Raw genomic sequence first — 15,777 nt, 5'->3', positions numbered from 1 at the left:
CGCGGGGTCGGGGGCGTCCAGGAACGCGGGTTAGGGTGACCCGTCCCCACCTCGACCCGAAGGACGTCTGAAGTGCGTGCAGTCCTGCCCCGTCTCGCGGCCGCCCTCGTGCTGCCGGTCCTGCTGGTCGCCGGGTGCGCCAGCGCCGACCCGAAGCCGAGCTCGTCGACGTCCAAGGTCGACGGCGCCCCCGCCGCGCTGAAGTCGGTGAAGGTCACCGGCGACGCGGGCAAGAAGCCCACCGTCACGCTGGGCCAGACCCCGACCGTCCTCGCCCGCACGGGCACGGTCGTCGTCAAGGCCGGCGACGGCGCCACGATCACCCAGGGCCAGCGGGTCGCGGTCGACTACGTGCTCGTCAACGCCAAGGACGGCAAGGAGGCCGACACCTCCTACGGCCGCCAGCCGGCGAACTTCCTGGCCGACCCGACCAAGCTGATGCCCGGCCTGGCCAACAGCCTCATCGGCCAGAAGATCGGCAGCCGCGTGCTGGCCGGCGTCGCCCCGCGCGACGGCTTCGGCGAGCAGGGCAACACCGAGCTCGGCTTCGGCAAGGACGACGCGCTGATCTTCGTCCTCGACATCAAGTCGGCGTCGACCCCGCTGAAGAAGGCGACCGGCGACGCCGTGGCTCCCAAGGCCGGCCTGCCCACCGTCAAGGACAACGGCGACGCCGCCCCCACCATCACGGTGCCGAAGACCGCCGCGCCGAAGACGACCGTCGTTCAGCCGCTCATCAAGGGCAAGGGCGCCGCGGTCAAGGCCGGCCAGACCATCTCGGCCGCGTACGTCGGCGAGATCTACGCCACCGGCAAGGTCTTCGACTCCTCGTACCAGACCGGTGCGCTGCTCGAGCGCCCCGTCGGCGCCGGCCAGCTGATCAAGGGCTTCGACAAGGGCCTGGTCGGCCAGACCGTCGGCAGCCGCGTGCTGCTCGTCGTCCCGCCGGCCGACGGCTACGGCAAGGCCGGCAACAGCCAGGCCGGCATCAAGGGCACCGACACGCTCGTCTTCGTCGTCGACATCCTCGACGCCTACTGACCGACGGGCTCGCACCACCACGCACCCCGACCACCCTCCCAGGAGGCCCGCATGGCGTTCGACCGCAGCAAGCCCGAGATCGACTTCCCCGGTGACACCCCGCCCGCCGAGCTGGTGGTCGAGGACCAGATCGAGGGCGACGGCGCCGAGGCCACCGCGGGCAGCACGGTGCTCGCGCACTACGTCGGCGTCGCGCACTCGACCGGCGAGGAGTTCGACGCCTCCTGGAACCGCGGCGAGCCGCTGCGCTTCCGGCTCGGCGTCGGCCAGGTCATCCAGGGCTGGGACCAGGGCCTGCAGGGCATGAAGGTCGGCGGACGGCGCAAGATCGTCATCCCGCCGCACCTGGGCTACGGCGACCGTGGCGCCGGCGGTGCCATCAAGGGCGGCGAGACGCTGATCTTCGTCGTCGACCTGGTCGACGTCAGCTGACGAGCAGGCGGCCGGCGTGCACGCCGGCCGCCGCGGCGGCGACGAAGGCCGCCTCGTCCTCGGCCAGGCCGCGACCCATCGTGCTCAGCCGCACCGGGCAGCCGCGCAGCGCGTCGACGAGGCCGTCGACGGACACCTCCACCAGCCGGTGGCGCCCGGCCGGCTCGGTGATCGTCCCCGCCTGCTCGCGCACGCGGGCGCCCAGGTCGCCGTCCAGCAGCGGCATGACGACGTCCGCGGGCGAGAGCGCCACGCGTCCGTAGGCGGTCAGGCTGTGGTGCGAGACGCCGAGGTGCCGCTCGCGCGGGTCGGCCTGCGAGACCCGCAAGCTGGCGACGGCGCGCCCGCCGAGCACCGCCGCGGCGTTGACGGCCTCGCCCGCGCTGACGCCCGAGAAGCCCCACCGGGTGCCCGTGCCGAGGTTCCCCGGTCCTTGCGCGACGACCACGACGTCCGCCCCGAGCACCAGCCGCGCGGCGAGCAGCCCGGTGTGGACGGTGACGGCCTCGAGGTCGCCGCCGAACGCCTGGCCGACCGTGACGCACCCCGCGAGCCAGCCCGCCGTCCGCAGCTCGTCGACGGTGCGAGAGAACCACGCGGGCAGCGCCCCGCCGTCCGTCATGACGTACGCGACCCGTGCGTCCGGCCGCACCGTGCGCACGCCGGCCACGACGGCGGGCAGCGCGGAGTGCAGGTCGGCCACGACGACCGGCGTCCCCGCCAGGTCGTCGGCCTCGCGCAGCAGCTCGTGGTGCGGCGACCCCTGCTCGTCGACGCCGAGCACCATGGCCTGCAGCGGGGTGTACCGCGCCTTCACCAGGTGCCCGTCGCCCGGCTGCGGCGCGGGCAGCCGGTCCGGGAGGGCGGCCACGAGCGCGAAGCCACCCGTGCCGAGCCCCCGCTCGAGCGCGCCGGTGGTGAGCAGCACCCGGTCGCCCGCCGCCGGCTCGCCCACCAGGGCGGGGAAGGCCAGTGCGCGCACCGGCGTTGCGCCCTCGACGAGCACCTGCAGCTCGACCGTGCCGGACCAGCGGCGCACCACCTCGGCGACGGTCCCGGAGCGCCACGCGACCCGGGCCGAGGTGCCGCCGGCGGCGGGTCGGTCGATCGGCTGCTCGGTCGGCGCGTCGCTCACGTGCCGAGGGTAGCCAGGCGGACGACGTCCGGTAGGTTCCGCACCGGGGAGGAGAGGTCATGTCCAGCGCGAAGACCGAGCGGCTGCTCAACCTGGTGATCTGCCTGCTGAGCACCCGCCGTCCGCTCACGAAGGCCCAGATCCGCCAGGCCGTGCCGCAGTACGCCGAGAACACCTCGACCGAGGCCTTCGAGCGGATGTTCGAGCGCGACAAGGACGAGCTGCGCGAGCTCGGGATCCCGCTGGTCACCAGCAACGAGGACGCGCTGTTCGAGGACGAGGTCGGCTACCGCGTCGACCGCGACGCCTACGCCCTGCCGCAGGTGGTCTTCGAGCCGGACGAGCTGGCGGTGCTCGGCCTGGCCTCACGGGTGTGGCAGCAGGCCAGCCTGGCCGGCCCCGCCACCCGCGCTCTGACCAAGCTCACCGCCCTCGGCGCCCCGCAGGACGACGGCTCGCTGATCGGCCTCGAACCGCGGATCCGCACCGCCGAGCCGGCGTTCGACCCGCTGTGGGCCGCCGTGCGCGACCGCGTGCCCGTGCAGTTCACCTACCGCACGGCCGGCACCGGCGAGGTCGCCGTCCGGCACGTCGAGCCCTGGGGCGTCACCAGCCGCAAGGGCCGCTGGTACCTCACCGGCCACGACCGCGACCGCGGGGCCGCACGCGTCTACCGGCTCTCGCGCGTCGAGGGCGACGTCGTGCGGATCGGCCGGCCGGGGGAGTACGAGGTGCCCGCCGACCACGTCCCGCGCGTCATGGTGGGTGAGAGCGTGCCCGACCGGCCGGCCGAGGTCGCGACGTTGCGCGCCCGCACCGGCGCGGCGCACTCGCTGCGCCGCCGGGCGACGGCCGTGAGGCCGGACGGCGAGGGCTGGGACCTGCTGGACGTCGAGTTCGGGGACGTCGAGGTGCTGGCCGAGGAGCTGGTCGGCCTGGGCGCCGCCGTGGTCGCGCGGTCGCCGCACGGGCTGCGCGAGAGCGTGGTGCGCCGGCTGACCGCGGTCGCCGACGATGCGGTGGTGGTCCGGTGAGCGAGAGCGCGACCGAGCGGCTGTCGCGGCTGCTCGCCATGGTGCCGTGGCTGCTGTCGCACCAGGGCGTGCCGCTGGCCGACGCCGCCACCGAGTTCGGCGTCGACGAGCGCCAGCTGGTCAAGGACCTCGAGCTGCTCTTCGTCTGCGGGCTTCCCGGGCACCTGCCCGACGACCTGATCGAGGCCGACTGGGAGGACGGGTTCGTCTACGTCGGCAACGCCGACGCGATCTCGCGCCCGCTGCGGCTGGGCGTCGACGAGGCGCTGGCGCTGATCGTCGGGCTGCGCACGCTCCTCGACGTCCCGGGACTGGGCGACCGCGACGCCGTCAGCCGCGCGCTGGCCAAGCTCGAGGCGGCGTCCGGCACGGCGGGGGAGCCGGCCGGGTCGGTGCAGGTCTCGCTGGGCCGGATCTTCGACCCGGCCGTGCTCGAGACCGTCGAGGACGCGCTGCGCCGCCGGCGCCGGCTGCACCTGTCCTACCTCGTGCCGCACCGCGACGAGACCACCGAGCGGGACGTCGACTCGATGCGCGTGCTGCACGTCGACGGCCTCTGGTACCTCGAGGGCTGGTGCCACCGCGCCGAGGGCGTTCGCCTGTTCCGGCTCGACCGGGTCGTCGGCGCCACGGTGCTCGACGTCGACGGCACCCCGCCGGCGACCGCGCAGGGCCGCGACCTCGGCGGCGAGCTGTTCGAGCCCGGGCCCGACGACCACGTCGTCACGCTCGACCTGCGCCCCGCCGCCCGCTGGGTCGTCGACTACTACCCGGTCGAGGACGTCGTCGAGGACGGCACCGGCGGGCTGCGGGTCACGGTGCGCACGGGCGACCTCGCCTGGCTGCGCCAGCTCGTGCTGCGCCTGGGCGGCACCGGCCGCGTCGTCGACCCGCCCGGCCTGGCGGACGACGTCCGGGCGGCCGCGCGCGAGGCCCTCGCGGGGTACGCCGCAGACGGCGGTTAAGTTCGCGCCGGTCGCTGCCGATCCAGGTGGGGAAGGCATCGCAGGGAACGCATCCAGCCCCTGCGGCGCACCGGTCCGAGGCCTCGCGAGAGGGCTCGATCCCCGTCGAAGGAGGCGGTGAACCATGGCGACGATCAAGGCGTCCTGCCCGTGCTGCGGGGACGTGGAGCTCACCGCGGCCCAGGTCCGGCTCGTGGTGTGCACCGTGGCCGACTGGTCCTACTACTCCTTCACGTGCGACCAGTGCAGCGACGAGGTCCGCAAGCCCGCGGGTGCCGAGGTCGTCAGCCTGCTGCGCACCGGCGGCGTCAAGGTCGAGCGCTGGACCGTCCCGGCCGAGGCCCTCGAGGAGCACGACGGCCCGGCCATCGCCTACGACGACGTCCTGGACTTCGCGCTCTGGCTCGAGCAGGCCGAGAACCCGGTGGCCGCGCTCACCGCGCTGCGCCCCGGCGTCCGCACCCGCGCCTGACCCGCCCGACCTCTCGACCCGCCCCGCCGCGCTGCACCCCGTAGGGTGCGACCTGTGTGGTGGTGGATCCTCGTCTGGGCGCTCCTGCTCGTGGGAGCAGCGATGGCGCTCGCCCTCGTCGGCTGGCACGTGGTCAAGAAGGGCATCGCCCTCGGCCGCCAGCTCGGCACGAGCGCCGAGCAGGTCTCCCGGCTGCTCGAGCCGATCCAGGCCCCGTACCGCCCGGCCGCGTCCGTGCTGTCCGACCCCTCGACGCTGCCCGACACCGCTGGGCCGTCCCGGTCGCGTCCCGGCGCGGGCGTCGGACGACGGCGCCGGTGACGCGTAGACTGGCGGGCAACCGCTACCCGGAGGGCACACCAGCATGAGGAACCTGTTCGAGCACCCGCTGTTCATCGTCATCCTGCTCGTGCTCGTGGCCGTCCTCTTCGGCGGCAAGCGCCTGCCCGAGGCAGCGCGCGGGCTGGGCCGCTCGATGCGCATCTTCAAGTCCGAGATCAAGCAGATGCAGGACGACGACGACACCTCCGAGCGCGCCTCCACCGAGCGCCCGGCGCCGGTCGAGGGCCGGGTCGTCGACCAGCCCAAGGACGTCCCCGGTCCGGCCGCGGCCTCGGAGCAGCGCGACACGCGCGCCTAGCAGCGCCCCTCGATGAGCACCGGCGACCTCCCCGCCGCCGCACCGACCGAGCGTCGCGGACGACGCGACCCCGAGGGACGCATGTCCCTGCGAGAGCACCTGGTCGAGCTGCGCCGCCGCGTCGTGCGCAGCGCGCTGGCCGTCGTGGTCGGCGGCGTCGTGGGCTGGTTCTTGTCCGAGCGGTTCTACGAGGCGCTGCTGAAGCCGATCACCGACAGCGCCGCGGCCAACGGCGTGCCGACGACGATCAACTACGCCGACCCGTTCTCGGCGTTCAACCAGCGGCTGCAGGTGGCCGTGATCATCGGCGTGGTGATCGCCTCGCCGGTGTGGCTGTACCAGTTCTGGGCGTTCATCACCCCGGGCCTGACCCGCAAGGAGCGGCGCTACTCGTTCGGCTTCGTCGGTGCCGCGCTGCCGCTCTTCCTCGGCGGCGGCACGCTGGCCTGGTTCGTCCTGCCCAAGGCGCTGGAGTTCCTCAACTCTTTCGTCCCCGAGGGCGGCTCGAACTTCATCACGGCGAACCTGTACTTCTCGTTCGTCACCCGCATCGTGCTGGCCTTCGGGATCGCCTTCGTCATCCCCGTCGTCCTGGTGGCGCTCAACATGGCCCACCTGCTCTCGGGCCGCACCATGCTGCGCCAGTGGCGGATCACGGTCTTCGTCTGCTTCCTGTTCGCCGCCGTCGCCACGCCGACGCCCGAGGTCACCTCGATGCTGCTGCTCGCGGGCTCGATGTGCCTGCTGTTCGCGATCGCCATCGGGATCTGCCTGCTGCTCGACCGCCGGCGCGCGCGCTCGAGCACCGAGCCCGACTACGCGGCCCTGGACGACGACCAGGCCAGCGAGCTGTGACCGCGAAGCGCTAGCGTCCACCCCCGTGAGCAGCACTCCAGGCACCGGCCCGCGCCGGGTCGCGATCGCCGTCAACCCCAGCGCCGGCAAGGGCCGCGCCGCCGCGCTCGGCGTCGCCACCGGCGAGCGGCTGGTGCAGGCCGGCTACGACGTCCTCGACGTGACCAGCGAGACGGCCCGCGAGGCCGCCGACCGCGCGACGTCCGCGGTCGCCAGCGGCATCGACGCGCTGGTCGTGGTCGGCGGCGACGGCATGGTCAACATCGGCGTCAACGCGTGCGCCGGCACGGGCACGCCGCTCGGCGTCGTGGCGGCCGGCACGGGCAACGACATCGCCGCCTCGCTCGGCCTGCCGGTGCGCGACATCCCGGCCGCCGTCGACGTCATCACCGCCGGCACCGTTCGACGCATCGACGCCGTCCGCCGCGTCGACTGGACCGGCGAGGGCCCGCAGTGGTTCGCGGGCGTCCTTTGCGGCGGGTTCGACGCCGTGGTCAACGAGCGGGCGAACGGCTGGGCCTGGCCGCGCGGCAAGATGCGCTACAACCTCGCGATCGCGCGCGAGCTGCCCGTCTTCAAGCCGCTGAAGTACGAGCTCGAGCTGGACGGCGAGTCCTGGGTCACCGAGGCGATGCTCGTCGCGCTGGGCAACGGCACGCGGTACGGCGGTGGCATGCACATCACGCCCGACGCGCGCTACGACGACGGGCTGCTCGACGTCCTGGTGGTCGGCCCGATGTCGGTGCCCCGGCTGCTCACCGTCTTCCCCAAGGTGTTCAGCGGGGCGCACATCACGCACCCGGCCGTGACGGTCAAGCGGGCTCGCCGGGTGCGGCTGCAGACCGACGACATCGTCGCCTACGCCGACGGCGAGCGGTTCGGCCCGCTGCCGCTCGAGGTCGAGGTCGTGCCGAGCAGCCTGAGCGTGCTCGTCCCCGCCGACGTAGCCTGAGCCCGTGCCCAGCCCCGCCGAGCAGTACGCGGCTGCCCGCCGCCGCCAGGCCGACGACCGCAGCGAGCTGGGCGGCTTCCGCGACCGGCTGGGGTTCCAGCTCGACGACTTCCAGGTGCGGGCGTGCCGGGCGCTCGAGGCCGGTCGCGGCGTGCTGGTGGCTGCTCCCACCGGCGCCGGCAAGACCGTCGTGGGCGAGTTCGCGGTGCACCTCGCCCTGGCCGCGGGACGCAAGGCCTTCTACACCACGCCGATCAAGGCGCTGTCGAACCAGAAGTACGCCGAGCTCGTCGCGGTGCACGGCAGCGACCGCGTCGGGCTGCTGACCGGCGACACCACGGTCAACGGCGAGGCGGACGTCGTCGTCATGACGACCGAGGTGCTGCGCAACATGCTCTACGCGCGCTCCTCGACGCTGGCCGGCCTCGGGTTCGTGGTCATGGACGAGGTGCACTACCTGGCCGACCGGTTCCGCGGGGCGGTGTGGGAGGAGGTCATCATCCACCTGCCGGACGACGTCCGGCTCGTGTCGCTGTCGGCCACCGTGAGCAACGCCGAGGAGTTCGGCGCCTGGCTCGACACCGTGCGGGGCGACACCGAGGTGGTCGTCGAGGAGCATCGCCCGGTGCCGCTGTACCAGCACGTCCTCGTCGGGCACCGGATGCACGACCTGTTCGTCGACGGCGGCGGCGGTGACAGCAAGGTCAACCCCGACCTGCTGCAGCTGGCGCGCGACGAGCAGCGCCGCGAGCGCAGCGACCCGCGCGGGCGCGGCGGGCGCGGCCGGTCGTCGTCCCGGCACGCCCCCCGCGGTCGCGGCCCGGCGCACGGCGTGCCCCGGCGGGCGGACGTCGTCGAGCAGCTCGACCGGGCCGGCCTGCTGCCGGCGATCACCTTCATCTTCAGCCGCGCCGGCTGCGACGCGGCCGTGCAGCAGTGCCTGGCGGCCGGCGTCCGGCTCACGACGCCCGAGGAGGGCGACCGGATCCGGGCGTTCGCCGAGGAGCACACGCGCGACATCGGCCCGGCCGACCTCGACGTCCTGGGCTACTGGGAGTGGCTGGACGGGCTGACCCGCGGGGTGGCGGCCCACCACGCGGGGCTGCTGCCGAGCTTCAAGGAGGTCGTCGAGCAGCTGTTCGCCGCCGGCCTGGTGCGCTGCGTGTTCGCCACCGAGACCCTGGCGCTGGGCATCAACATGCCGGCGCGCACCGTCGTCCTGGAGAAGCTGGTCAAGTGGAACGGCGAGACGCACGCCGACGTCACGCCGGGGGAGTTCACCCAGCTGACCGGCCGGGCCGGACGGCGCGGCATCGACGTCGAGGGGCACGCGGTCGTGCTGTGGCACCCGGGTCTCGACCCGCGCTCGGTGGCCGGCCTCGCCTCGACCCGCACCTACCCGCTGCGCTCGAGCTTCAGCCCGACGTACAACATGGCCGTCAACCTCGTCGCGCAGGTCGGCCGCGAGCGGGCGCGCGAGGTGCTCGAGACGTCGTTCGCGCAGTTCCAGGCCGACCGCGCCGTCGTGGGGCTGGCCAAGCAGGTGCGCACCCACGAGGAAGCCTTGGACGGCTACGCCGAGGCGATGACCTGCCACCTCGGCGAGTTCTCCGAGTACGCCGCGCTGCGCCGCGCCATCTCCGACCGCGAGGCCGAGCTGTCGCGCGCCCGGCAGAGCGGGCGCCGGGCCGAGACCGTGCAGAGCCTGGAGCGGGTGCGTATCGGCGACGTGCTGCGGGTGCCGGGCGGACGCCGCGCCGGCTACGTCGTGGTCGTGGAGCCCGACCGCGCGATCGGCCTCGACGGCCCCAAGCCGCACGTGCTCGGCGAGGACCGCCAGGTGCGCCGGCTCACCCTCGCCGACCTCACCGGCCCGGTCGACCACGTCACGAACGTCCGGCTGCCCAAGAACTTCAACGCGCGCAACCCGCAGTCGCGCCGCGACCTCGCCTCGACCCTGCGCCAGGCGGTCCCGCACGACCCGCCCGGACGTCGGCGCCGCGGGGGAGCGGGCGGCGACCCCGGCGACGACCAGCGGCTGGTCGAGCTGCGCCGGCAGATGCGCGCCCACCCCTGCCACGCGTGCCCCGAGCGCGAGGACCACGCCCGGTGGGGCGAGCGCTGGACCAGGCTGCGGCGCGAGACCGACGGGCTGGTGAAGCGGATCGACAGCCGCACCAGCTCGGTCGCCCGCACCTTCGACCGGGTGTGCGGCGTGCTGGCCGAGCTCGGCTACCTCGACGAGCGGTCGCGGGTCACCGCGGCGGGCGAGCGGCTGCGCCGGCTGTACTCCGAGCACGACCTGCTGGTGGCCGAGTGCTTGCGCTCGGGCGCGTGGCAGGGCCTGGACGGCGCCGGGCTGGCGGCCGTGCTCTCGGCGCTGGTGCACGAGACCCGGCGAGACGACGGCGGGCTCGCGCACCTGCCGGGCGGACCGGTCGGCCGCGCGCTCGACGCGACGGCGCGCGAGTGGGCGCGGCTCGAGGCGGTCGAGCGCGACCACCGGCTGGCGACCCTGCGCGAGCCCGACCCCGGCCTGGCCTCGGCCATGCGCCGCTGGGCCGGCGGGCAGGCCCTCGACACCGTGCTGCGCGACAGCGACCTCGCCGCCGGCGACTTCGTGCGCCGCTGCAAGCAGCTGGTCGACCTGCTGGGCCAGGTGCTCGGCGCGACCGAGGACGTCGACGTCCGCCGGGCCGCGCGCCAGGCCGTCGACGGCGTGCTGCGCGGCGTCGTCGGCCACTCGATCCCCGGCTGACCGTCGTTCCGCACCGCACCAGGAACATGCGCAACGGCGGGGCGACGCGCCCGACCGTGCTCGGCGAGAGAGCCGAGTCGCCGTCGTGCCCGTTCGTGGGCACCCCGCGGCGAGCAGGTCAGGTGCCGGTCCAGCCCGTGGCGTGCAGGACGCGCTCGACGCTGCTCTCGACGCCCCAGGTGCGGGCCAGGGTCAGCAGCGCCTCGGGGTCGGCGGGCTCGCTCGGCAGGCGGTCGTCGACGTCCGCGATCGGGATGTCGCGCACCACGTCGACGACGGTCCCGGCGACCGCGAGGTAGTCGGCCGCACCGCGCAGCTTGGTGGCGCTGCCGCCCAGGACGTCGGTGTCGTCGTCCGCGAGCGCCTTCAGCAGGCCGTCGTAGTCGCCGGCGCGGTTCATCAGGGCGGCGGCGGTCTTCTCGCCGATGCCGGGGACGCCGGGCAGGCCGTCGCTGGGGTCGCCGCGCAGGGCCGCCATGCCGGCGTACTGGCGGCCGCCGCGGATGCCGTACTTCTCATGCAGGCGGGCCTCGTCGACGACGTCGAGGTTCCGCACGCCGCCCTTGGCGGTGTAGAGGACCCGGACGGCGCGGTCGTCGTCGACGAGCTGGAACAGGTCGCGGTCGCCGGTGACGACGTCCACGGCCCGGCCCGCGGACGCCGCGCGCTCGGCGAGGGTGCCGATGACGTCGTCGGCCTCGAAGCCGGCGTGCCCGACACGGGCGATGCCGAGCGCGGCGAGCAGGTCGACGATGACCGGGACCTGGGGCAGCAGCAGGTCGGGCGCCTCCTCGACGTCGACCTGGCCGGCCGGGCGCGGCGCGGCCACGCGGTGCGCCTTGTACGACGGGATCGCGTCGACGCGGAACTGCGGGCGCCAGTCGTCGTCCCAGCAGGCCACCAGGTGCGTGGGCTGCTGGCCGGTGACCAGCGTGGCGATCATGTCGAGGAACCCGCGCACGGCGTTGACGGGGGTGCCGTCCGGCGCGGTGATCGAGTCCGGGACGCCGTAGAAGGCGCGGAAGTAGAGGGACGCGGAGTCCAGGAGCATGAGCCGGTCGCGAGCCATGGCGGTCATGCTCGCACGTCGCGCGCGGTAGATTTGGTCGGACGTCCTAGTACCTGGCAGCGACGAGGCTGCACCGAGCACCCCGGAGACCCGCGTGACCGCCGTCGAGCGAGACCTGCCCACCGACGAGGCGCACGACCTGCTCGCGCTGGTGCGCGAGATCGCGGACGAGCGGCTCGCCCCGCAGGTCGACGACCACGAGGAGAAGGGCACCTTCCCGCGCGAGGTCTTCCGCGAGCTGGGCCAGGCCGGTCTGCTCTCGCTGCCCTACGACGAGCAGCACGGCGGCGGCGGGCAGCCGTACGCCGTCTACCTGCAGGTGCTGGAGGAGCTGTCGGCGGCGTGGGGCGCGGTCGGCCTCGGCGCCAGCGTGCACACGCTGTCGTGCTACCCGCTCGCGCAGTTCGGCACCGACGAGCAGCGCGACCGCTGGCTGCCCGGCATGCTCTCGGGCGACCAGCTCGGGGCCTACTGCCTGTCCGAGCCGACGTCCGGGTCGGACGCCGCGGCGCTGCGCACCAAGGCGGTGAAGACCGACGACGGCTCGGCCTACGAGGTCACGGGCACCAAGGCGTGGATCACCCACGGCGGCGTCGCGGACTTCTACGACCTCATGGTGCGCACCAGCGACGACGGCCCGCGCGGCATCTCGTGCCTGCTCGCGGACGCCGCCACGCCGGGCCTGTCGGCCGCACCGCCCGAGCGCAAGATGGGCTACCGGTCGTCGCAGACCGCGCAGGTGCTGCTGGACGGCGCGCACGTGGACGCCGACCGGCTGGTCGGGACCGAGGGCCAGGGCTTCACCATCGCGCTCTCGGCGCTGGACTCGGGCCGGCTGGGCATCGCGGCGTGCGCCGTGGGCATCGCGCAGGCGGCCTTCGAGGCCGCGACCGCCTACGCCAAGGAGCGCCAGCAGTTCGGCCAGCGCATCATCGACTTCCAGGGCTTGTCGTTCATGCTCGCCGACATGGCGACGCAGATCAGCGCCGCCCGCGAGCTGTACCTCGCGGCCGCGCGCCGCCGCGACGCGGGCCAGCCGTTCTCGGTGCAGGCCGCGATGGCCAAGCTGTTCGCCACGGACACCTGCATGAAGGTGACGACGGACGCCGTCCAGGTGCTCGGCGGAGCCGGCTACGTGCGCGACTTCCCGGTCGAGCGCTGGTTCCGCGAGGCCAAGGTGCTGCAGATCGTCGAGGGCACCAACCAGGTGCAGCGCCTGGTCATCGGGCGGCACCTGGCCAAGCACTGACCCGCTACGCTCCCGCCGTGGAGGACACGGATCGCGAGATCGTCCGGCTGCTGTCGGGAGACGGCCGGATGAGCTACACCGACCTGGCCCGGGCGACCGGCCTGTCGACGTCGGCCGTGCACCAGCGGGTGCGCCGGCTCGAGCAGCGCGGCGTCATCACGGGGTACGCGGTGCAGCTGTCGCCGGACGCGATCGGGCTGCCGCTGACGGCGTTCATCTCGGTGACCCCGCTGGACCCGGCGGCGCCGGACGACGCGCCGGACAAGCTCGCGGACCTGCCCGAGATCGAGGCCTGCCACTCGGTCGCGGGGGAGGAGTCCTACATCCTGAAGGTGCGGGTCGCCTCGCCGGGCGACCTGGAGGACCTGCTGGCCCGCATCCGCGCGGCCGCGCACGTGCGCACGCGCACGACCGTCGTCCTGTCGACGCCGTACGAGGCCCGGCCCCCCGCCGTCTAGGGGCAGGGGGCCGGGTCCGCGTCGAGCTCGGGGCCCGCGCTCAGGCGTGGACGGCGTGGCTGGCGACGTCCTCGGCCTGGGCGGCCGCGGCGGTGCGGCTGGCCTCGGCCTGGGCGACGGCCTCGGCGTGCGCGGAGTCGCTGTCGCCGTGCTCGCGCCACCACGCCTGGCCGGCCTCGGGCAGCGTGTAGATCGGGTCGTAGTAGACGTACTCGCGGCTGAGCGCCTCGACGTCCTCGGACTCGATCGACGTGCGGTAGTTCTTCGTCCAGTACGAGATGCCGCGGTCGGTGTCGTAGGTGTGCACCTGGTGCACCCAGCGCTTGCCGACGAAGGGCACGTCGCACACGATGCGCGGCGTCGCGAAGCCCGGCAGGTAGCCCATCATCGAGTGCTGCAGGTGCTGCGCCTCGGCCAGCGACATCCGCCAGTGCTCGCTGAACGGGATCATGTCGCACATGTAGAAGTAGTACGGCGTGATGCTGGCCTCGTCCTGCAGGGCGAAGCACAGGTCGAGCAGCTGGGACGTCGTGTCGTTGACCCCGCGCATCAGCACGCCCTGGTTGCGGACGTCGCGGACGCCGGCCTGCAGCATCGCGCGCGAGGCCGCCGCGACCGCCGGGGTGACCGACTGCGCGTTGTTGACGTGGGTGTGGATCGCCAGGCTGACGCCGCGCTCGCGGGCGGTGGTGGCCACGCGCCCGACGCCCTCGACGACGTCCTCGGCCAGCCAGTGCTGCGGCAGGCCCATCAGCGCCTTGGTGGCGAGCCGGATGTCGCGGATGTTGTCGATCTCGAGCAGGCGCACCAGGAAGGCCTCGAGGTTCTTCCACGGCATGTTGGCGACGTCGCCGCCGCTGACGACCACGTCGCGCACGGACGGCGTGCGGCGCAGGTAGTCGATCATCGCGTCGTAGCGGTCGACCGGCTTGAGGTCGAACTTCAGCTTCGGGACGACGGGCGTGGAGTTGCCGACGAGGTCCATGCGGGTGCAGTGCCCGCAGTACTGCGGGCAGGTCGGCAGCAGCTCGGCCAGGACCTTGGTGGGGTAGCGGTGGGTCAGACCCTCGGCCACCCACATGTCGTGCTCGTGCAGCGAGTCGCGCGTGGCGAAGGGGTGGCTCGGCCAGTCGGTGCGGCGGTCGCTGAACACGGGCAGCATGTAGCGGCGCACCGGGTCGGCGTAGAACGCCTCGGTGAACGCCGCGCCGGCGGCGGGCATCACGCCGTCGTCGAACACGCCGGTGGCGGGCACCATGGTGTTGAGCATCTGCGGCGGCACCAGCATCGACATCGTCGCCCGCTCGGCCTGGTCGTGCTCGAGGTCGGCGTAGAACCGGTCCTCCAGCAGGTCGCCCATGACGCCGCGCAGCTGGCGCACGTTCTTGACGCAGTTGGTGCGCTGCCACTGGGCGCTGGCCCACTGCTCGGCCGTGACGTCGCGCCAGCCCGCGAAACGGGTCCAGTCCGGCTCGACGAGCTCGCGGCGGCGGTAGGCGTAGGGCTGCTCGATCTTCTCGCTCACACCTGGCACGATACGGGAAGATGTCCCGCGACACGAACATCTTGCCGTAACTTCGTCCGCACGATCCGTCGTCCAGAGGAGAACCAGCGTGTCCCAGGCCACCCCCGGCACCCCGGCGTCGCCCGTCGGGCTGCACCGCGTGCTCGAGCCGGCCGGCGTCCTGCCTCAGGCCGCGCGGCGCCTCGACGCCCGCCGCGAGCTGTGGCCGGACGAGGTGCGGATCAGCGTCGAGACGCTGAACCTGGACGCGGCCTCCTACCGCCAGCTCGAGGGCGCGCACACCGGCGCCGACGGCGTGGTCGACGGCGCGGGCGTGCGCGAGGAGGTGCTGTCGATCGTCGCCGAGCGCGGCAAGATGCAGAACCCGGTGACCGGCTCGGGCGGCATGCTCATCGGCACCGTCGACGAGGTCGGCCCGGACAGCCCGCTGGGCCTGGCCGTCGGCGACCGCGTCGCCACGCTCGTGTCGCTCTCGCTCACCCCGCTGCACCTGGACGACGGCCTGGCCCGCTGGGACGGCCTGGGCGAGCAGGTGCCGGCGAGCGGGTACGCCGTGCTGTTCGGCCGGTCCATCGCGGCGCGGCTGCCGGACGACCTCGACCCGGCGCTGTCGCTGATGGTCATGGACGTCTGCGGCGCGCCCGCCCTGGTGGCCCGCGTGGTCGGCCAGTACGTCGAGCGCGGTCTCGCCCCGACCGTCGCGGTCGTCGGGGGAGCGGGCAAGTCGGGCTCCCTGGCCCTGGCCGCCGCCCGCGACGCCGGCGCCGCGGCCAGCGTGGGCGTCGTGCCGCCGGAGGCCGCGCGCGAGCGGCTGCTCGCGGCGGGCGTGGCCGACCACGTGGCGCTGGCCGACGCGCGCGACCCGGTGGCGCTGAGCACCGCCGTGGTGCAGGCGCTCGGCCGGTCCGCCGACGTCACGGTGGTCTGCGTCGACGTCCCGGGCTGCGAGCACGGCGCCGTGCTGGCCACGGCCGAGGGCGGCACCGTCGTCTTCTTCTCGATGGCCACGTCGTTCAGCGCGGCGGCGCTCGGCGCCGAGGGCCTGGCCGCCGACGTGACGATGCTGGTCGGCAACGGCTACGTGCCGGGCCACGCGGCCTACGCCCTGGACCTCCTGCGCCGCGACGCCGGCGTGCGGGCGCTGTTCGACCAGCGCCTGCAGGCCGAGCGCGGCTGAGCGGCGGACACTGGA

The 15,777-nt window shown here is 74.1% G+C and carries 16 protein-coding genes; 13 read left to right on the top strand and 3 right to left on the bottom strand.

Annotation, left to right across the window (positions count from 1 at the left end):
• The first annotated feature begins 72 nt into the window (after positions 1-72).
• On the top strand, positions 73-1,041 hold the full coding sequence (locus ACYVJ4_RS03745) for an FKBP-type peptidyl-prolyl cis-trans isomerase (protein ID WP_460458766.1): 969 nt from the start codon (positions 73-75) through the stop codon (positions 1,039-1,041).
• A 51-nt stretch (positions 1,042-1,092) separates the two neighbouring features.
• Positions 1,093-1,473, top strand: a complete 381-nt coding sequence (locus ACYVJ4_RS03740) for an FKBP-type peptidyl-prolyl cis-trans isomerase (RefSeq protein ID WP_460458765.1) — start codon at positions 1,093-1,095, stop codon at positions 1,471-1,473.
• On the opposite strand, the gene ACYVJ4_RS03735 is transcribed toward ACYVJ4_RS03740, so the two are convergent.
• Positions 1,466-2,515, bottom strand: coding sequence for a DUF3866 family protein (locus ACYVJ4_RS03735; RefSeq protein ID WP_460458810.1), 1,050 nt, complete (start codon positions 2,513-2,515; stop codon positions 1,466-1,468). The genes ACYVJ4_RS03740 and ACYVJ4_RS03735 overlap by 8 nt on opposite strands.
• 152 nt (positions 2,516-2,667) lie before the next feature.
• Here ACYVJ4_RS03735 and ACYVJ4_RS03730 point away from each other — a divergent pair, with 152 nt between their 5' ends.
• The 8 genes from ACYVJ4_RS03730 (at position 2,668) to ACYVJ4_RS03695 (ending at position 10,284) form a co-directional block, all read left to right on the top strand.
• Positions 2,668-3,642 carry a helix-turn-helix transcriptional regulator gene (locus ACYVJ4_RS03730; RefSeq protein WP_460458764.1) on the top strand — a complete coding sequence of 325 codons (975 nt, stop codon included), beginning with the start codon at positions 2,668-2,670 and terminating at the stop codon, positions 3,640-3,642.
• On the top strand, positions 3,639-4,607 hold the full coding sequence (locus ACYVJ4_RS03725) for a helix-turn-helix transcriptional regulator (protein ID WP_460458763.1): 969 nt from the start codon (positions 3,639-3,641) through the stop codon (positions 4,605-4,607). Before ACYVJ4_RS03730 ends, ACYVJ4_RS03725 begins: the two co-directional genes overlap by 4 nt.
• Before the next feature lie 124 nt (positions 4,608-4,731).
• Positions 4,732-5,079: a hypothetical protein gene (locus tag ACYVJ4_RS03720; protein ID WP_460458762.1), complete on the top strand. Its 348-nt coding sequence runs from the start codon at positions 4,732-4,734 to the stop codon at positions 5,077-5,079.
• A gap of 54 nt (positions 5,080-5,133) precedes the next feature.
• Complete coding sequence (locus tag ACYVJ4_RS03715; RefSeq protein WP_460458761.1) at positions 5,134-5,400, top strand: hypothetical protein; 267 nt, start codon at positions 5,134-5,136, stop codon at positions 5,398-5,400.
• 43 nt (positions 5,401-5,443) lie between these two features.
• Complete coding sequence (tatA, locus tag ACYVJ4_RS03710) at positions 5,444-5,719, top strand: Sec-independent protein translocase subunit TatA (protein WP_460458760.1); 276 nt, start codon at positions 5,444-5,446, stop codon at positions 5,717-5,719.
• 12 nt (positions 5,720-5,731) lie between these two features.
• On the top strand, positions 5,732-6,574 hold the full coding sequence (gene tatC / locus ACYVJ4_RS03705) for a twin-arginine translocase subunit TatC (protein ID WP_460458759.1): 843 nt from the start codon (positions 5,732-5,734) through the stop codon (positions 6,572-6,574).
• A gap of 25 nt (positions 6,575-6,599) precedes the next feature.
• The gene (locus ACYVJ4_RS03700; protein ID WP_460458758.1) at positions 6,600-7,526 is read left to right on the top strand and encodes a diacylglycerol/lipid kinase family protein; all 927 of its coding nucleotides are present in this window, start codon (positions 6,600-6,602) and stop codon (positions 7,524-7,526) included.
• A 4-nt stretch (positions 7,527-7,530) separates the two neighbouring features.
• The gene (locus ACYVJ4_RS03695) at positions 7,531-10,284 is read left to right on the top strand and encodes a DEAD/DEAH box helicase (RefSeq protein ID WP_460458757.1); all 2,754 of its coding nucleotides are present in this window, start codon (positions 7,531-7,533) and stop codon (positions 10,282-10,284) included.
• Positions 10,285-10,402: 118 nt separating this feature from the next.
• On the opposite strand, the gene ACYVJ4_RS03690 is transcribed toward ACYVJ4_RS03695, so the two are convergent.
• On the bottom strand, positions 10,403-11,353 hold the full coding sequence (locus ACYVJ4_RS03690; RefSeq protein ID WP_460458756.1) for a 5'-3' exonuclease: 951 nt from the start codon (positions 11,351-11,353) through the stop codon (positions 10,403-10,405).
• Between the two features lie 94 nt (positions 11,354-11,447).
• On the opposite strand from ACYVJ4_RS03690, the gene ACYVJ4_RS03685 reads away from it, so the two are divergent.
• Positions 11,448-12,602 (top strand): acyl-CoA dehydrogenase family protein, encoded by a 1,155-nt coding sequence (locus ACYVJ4_RS03685; RefSeq protein WP_460458755.1) that lies wholly within the window; start codon positions 11,448-11,450, stop codon positions 12,600-12,602.
• A gap of 17 nt (positions 12,603-12,619) precedes the next feature.
• A complete protein-coding gene (locus ACYVJ4_RS03680; RefSeq protein ID WP_460458754.1) occupies positions 12,620-13,060 on the top strand; it encodes an Lrp/AsnC family transcriptional regulator in 441 nt (146 codons plus the stop codon).
• A 40-nt stretch (positions 13,061-13,100) separates the two neighbouring features.
• Here the strand turns inward: ACYVJ4_RS03680 and ACYVJ4_RS03675 are convergent, their stop codons facing one another.
• The gene (locus ACYVJ4_RS03675; protein WP_460458753.1) at positions 13,101-14,585 is read right to left on the bottom strand and encodes a KamA family radical SAM protein; all 1,485 of its coding nucleotides are present in this window, start codon (positions 14,583-14,585) and stop codon (positions 13,101-13,103) included.
• An 88-nt stretch (positions 14,586-14,673) separates the two neighbouring features.
• Between ACYVJ4_RS03675 and kdd the strand changes: the two genes are divergently transcribed.
• The gene (gene kdd, locus ACYVJ4_RS03670; RefSeq protein WP_460458752.1) at positions 14,674-15,762 is read left to right on the top strand and encodes an L-erythro-3,5-diaminohexanoate dehydrogenase; all 1,089 of its coding nucleotides are present in this window, start codon (positions 14,674-14,676) and stop codon (positions 15,760-15,762) included.
• The last annotated feature ends 15 nt before the right edge of the window (positions 15,763-15,777 follow it).

It is taken from the genome of Angustibacter peucedani (genome assembly GCF_054779595.1).
The sequence above is the reverse complement of the archived record's forward strand: the minus strand, read 5'-3'. Positions and strand labels throughout refer to the sequence as shown.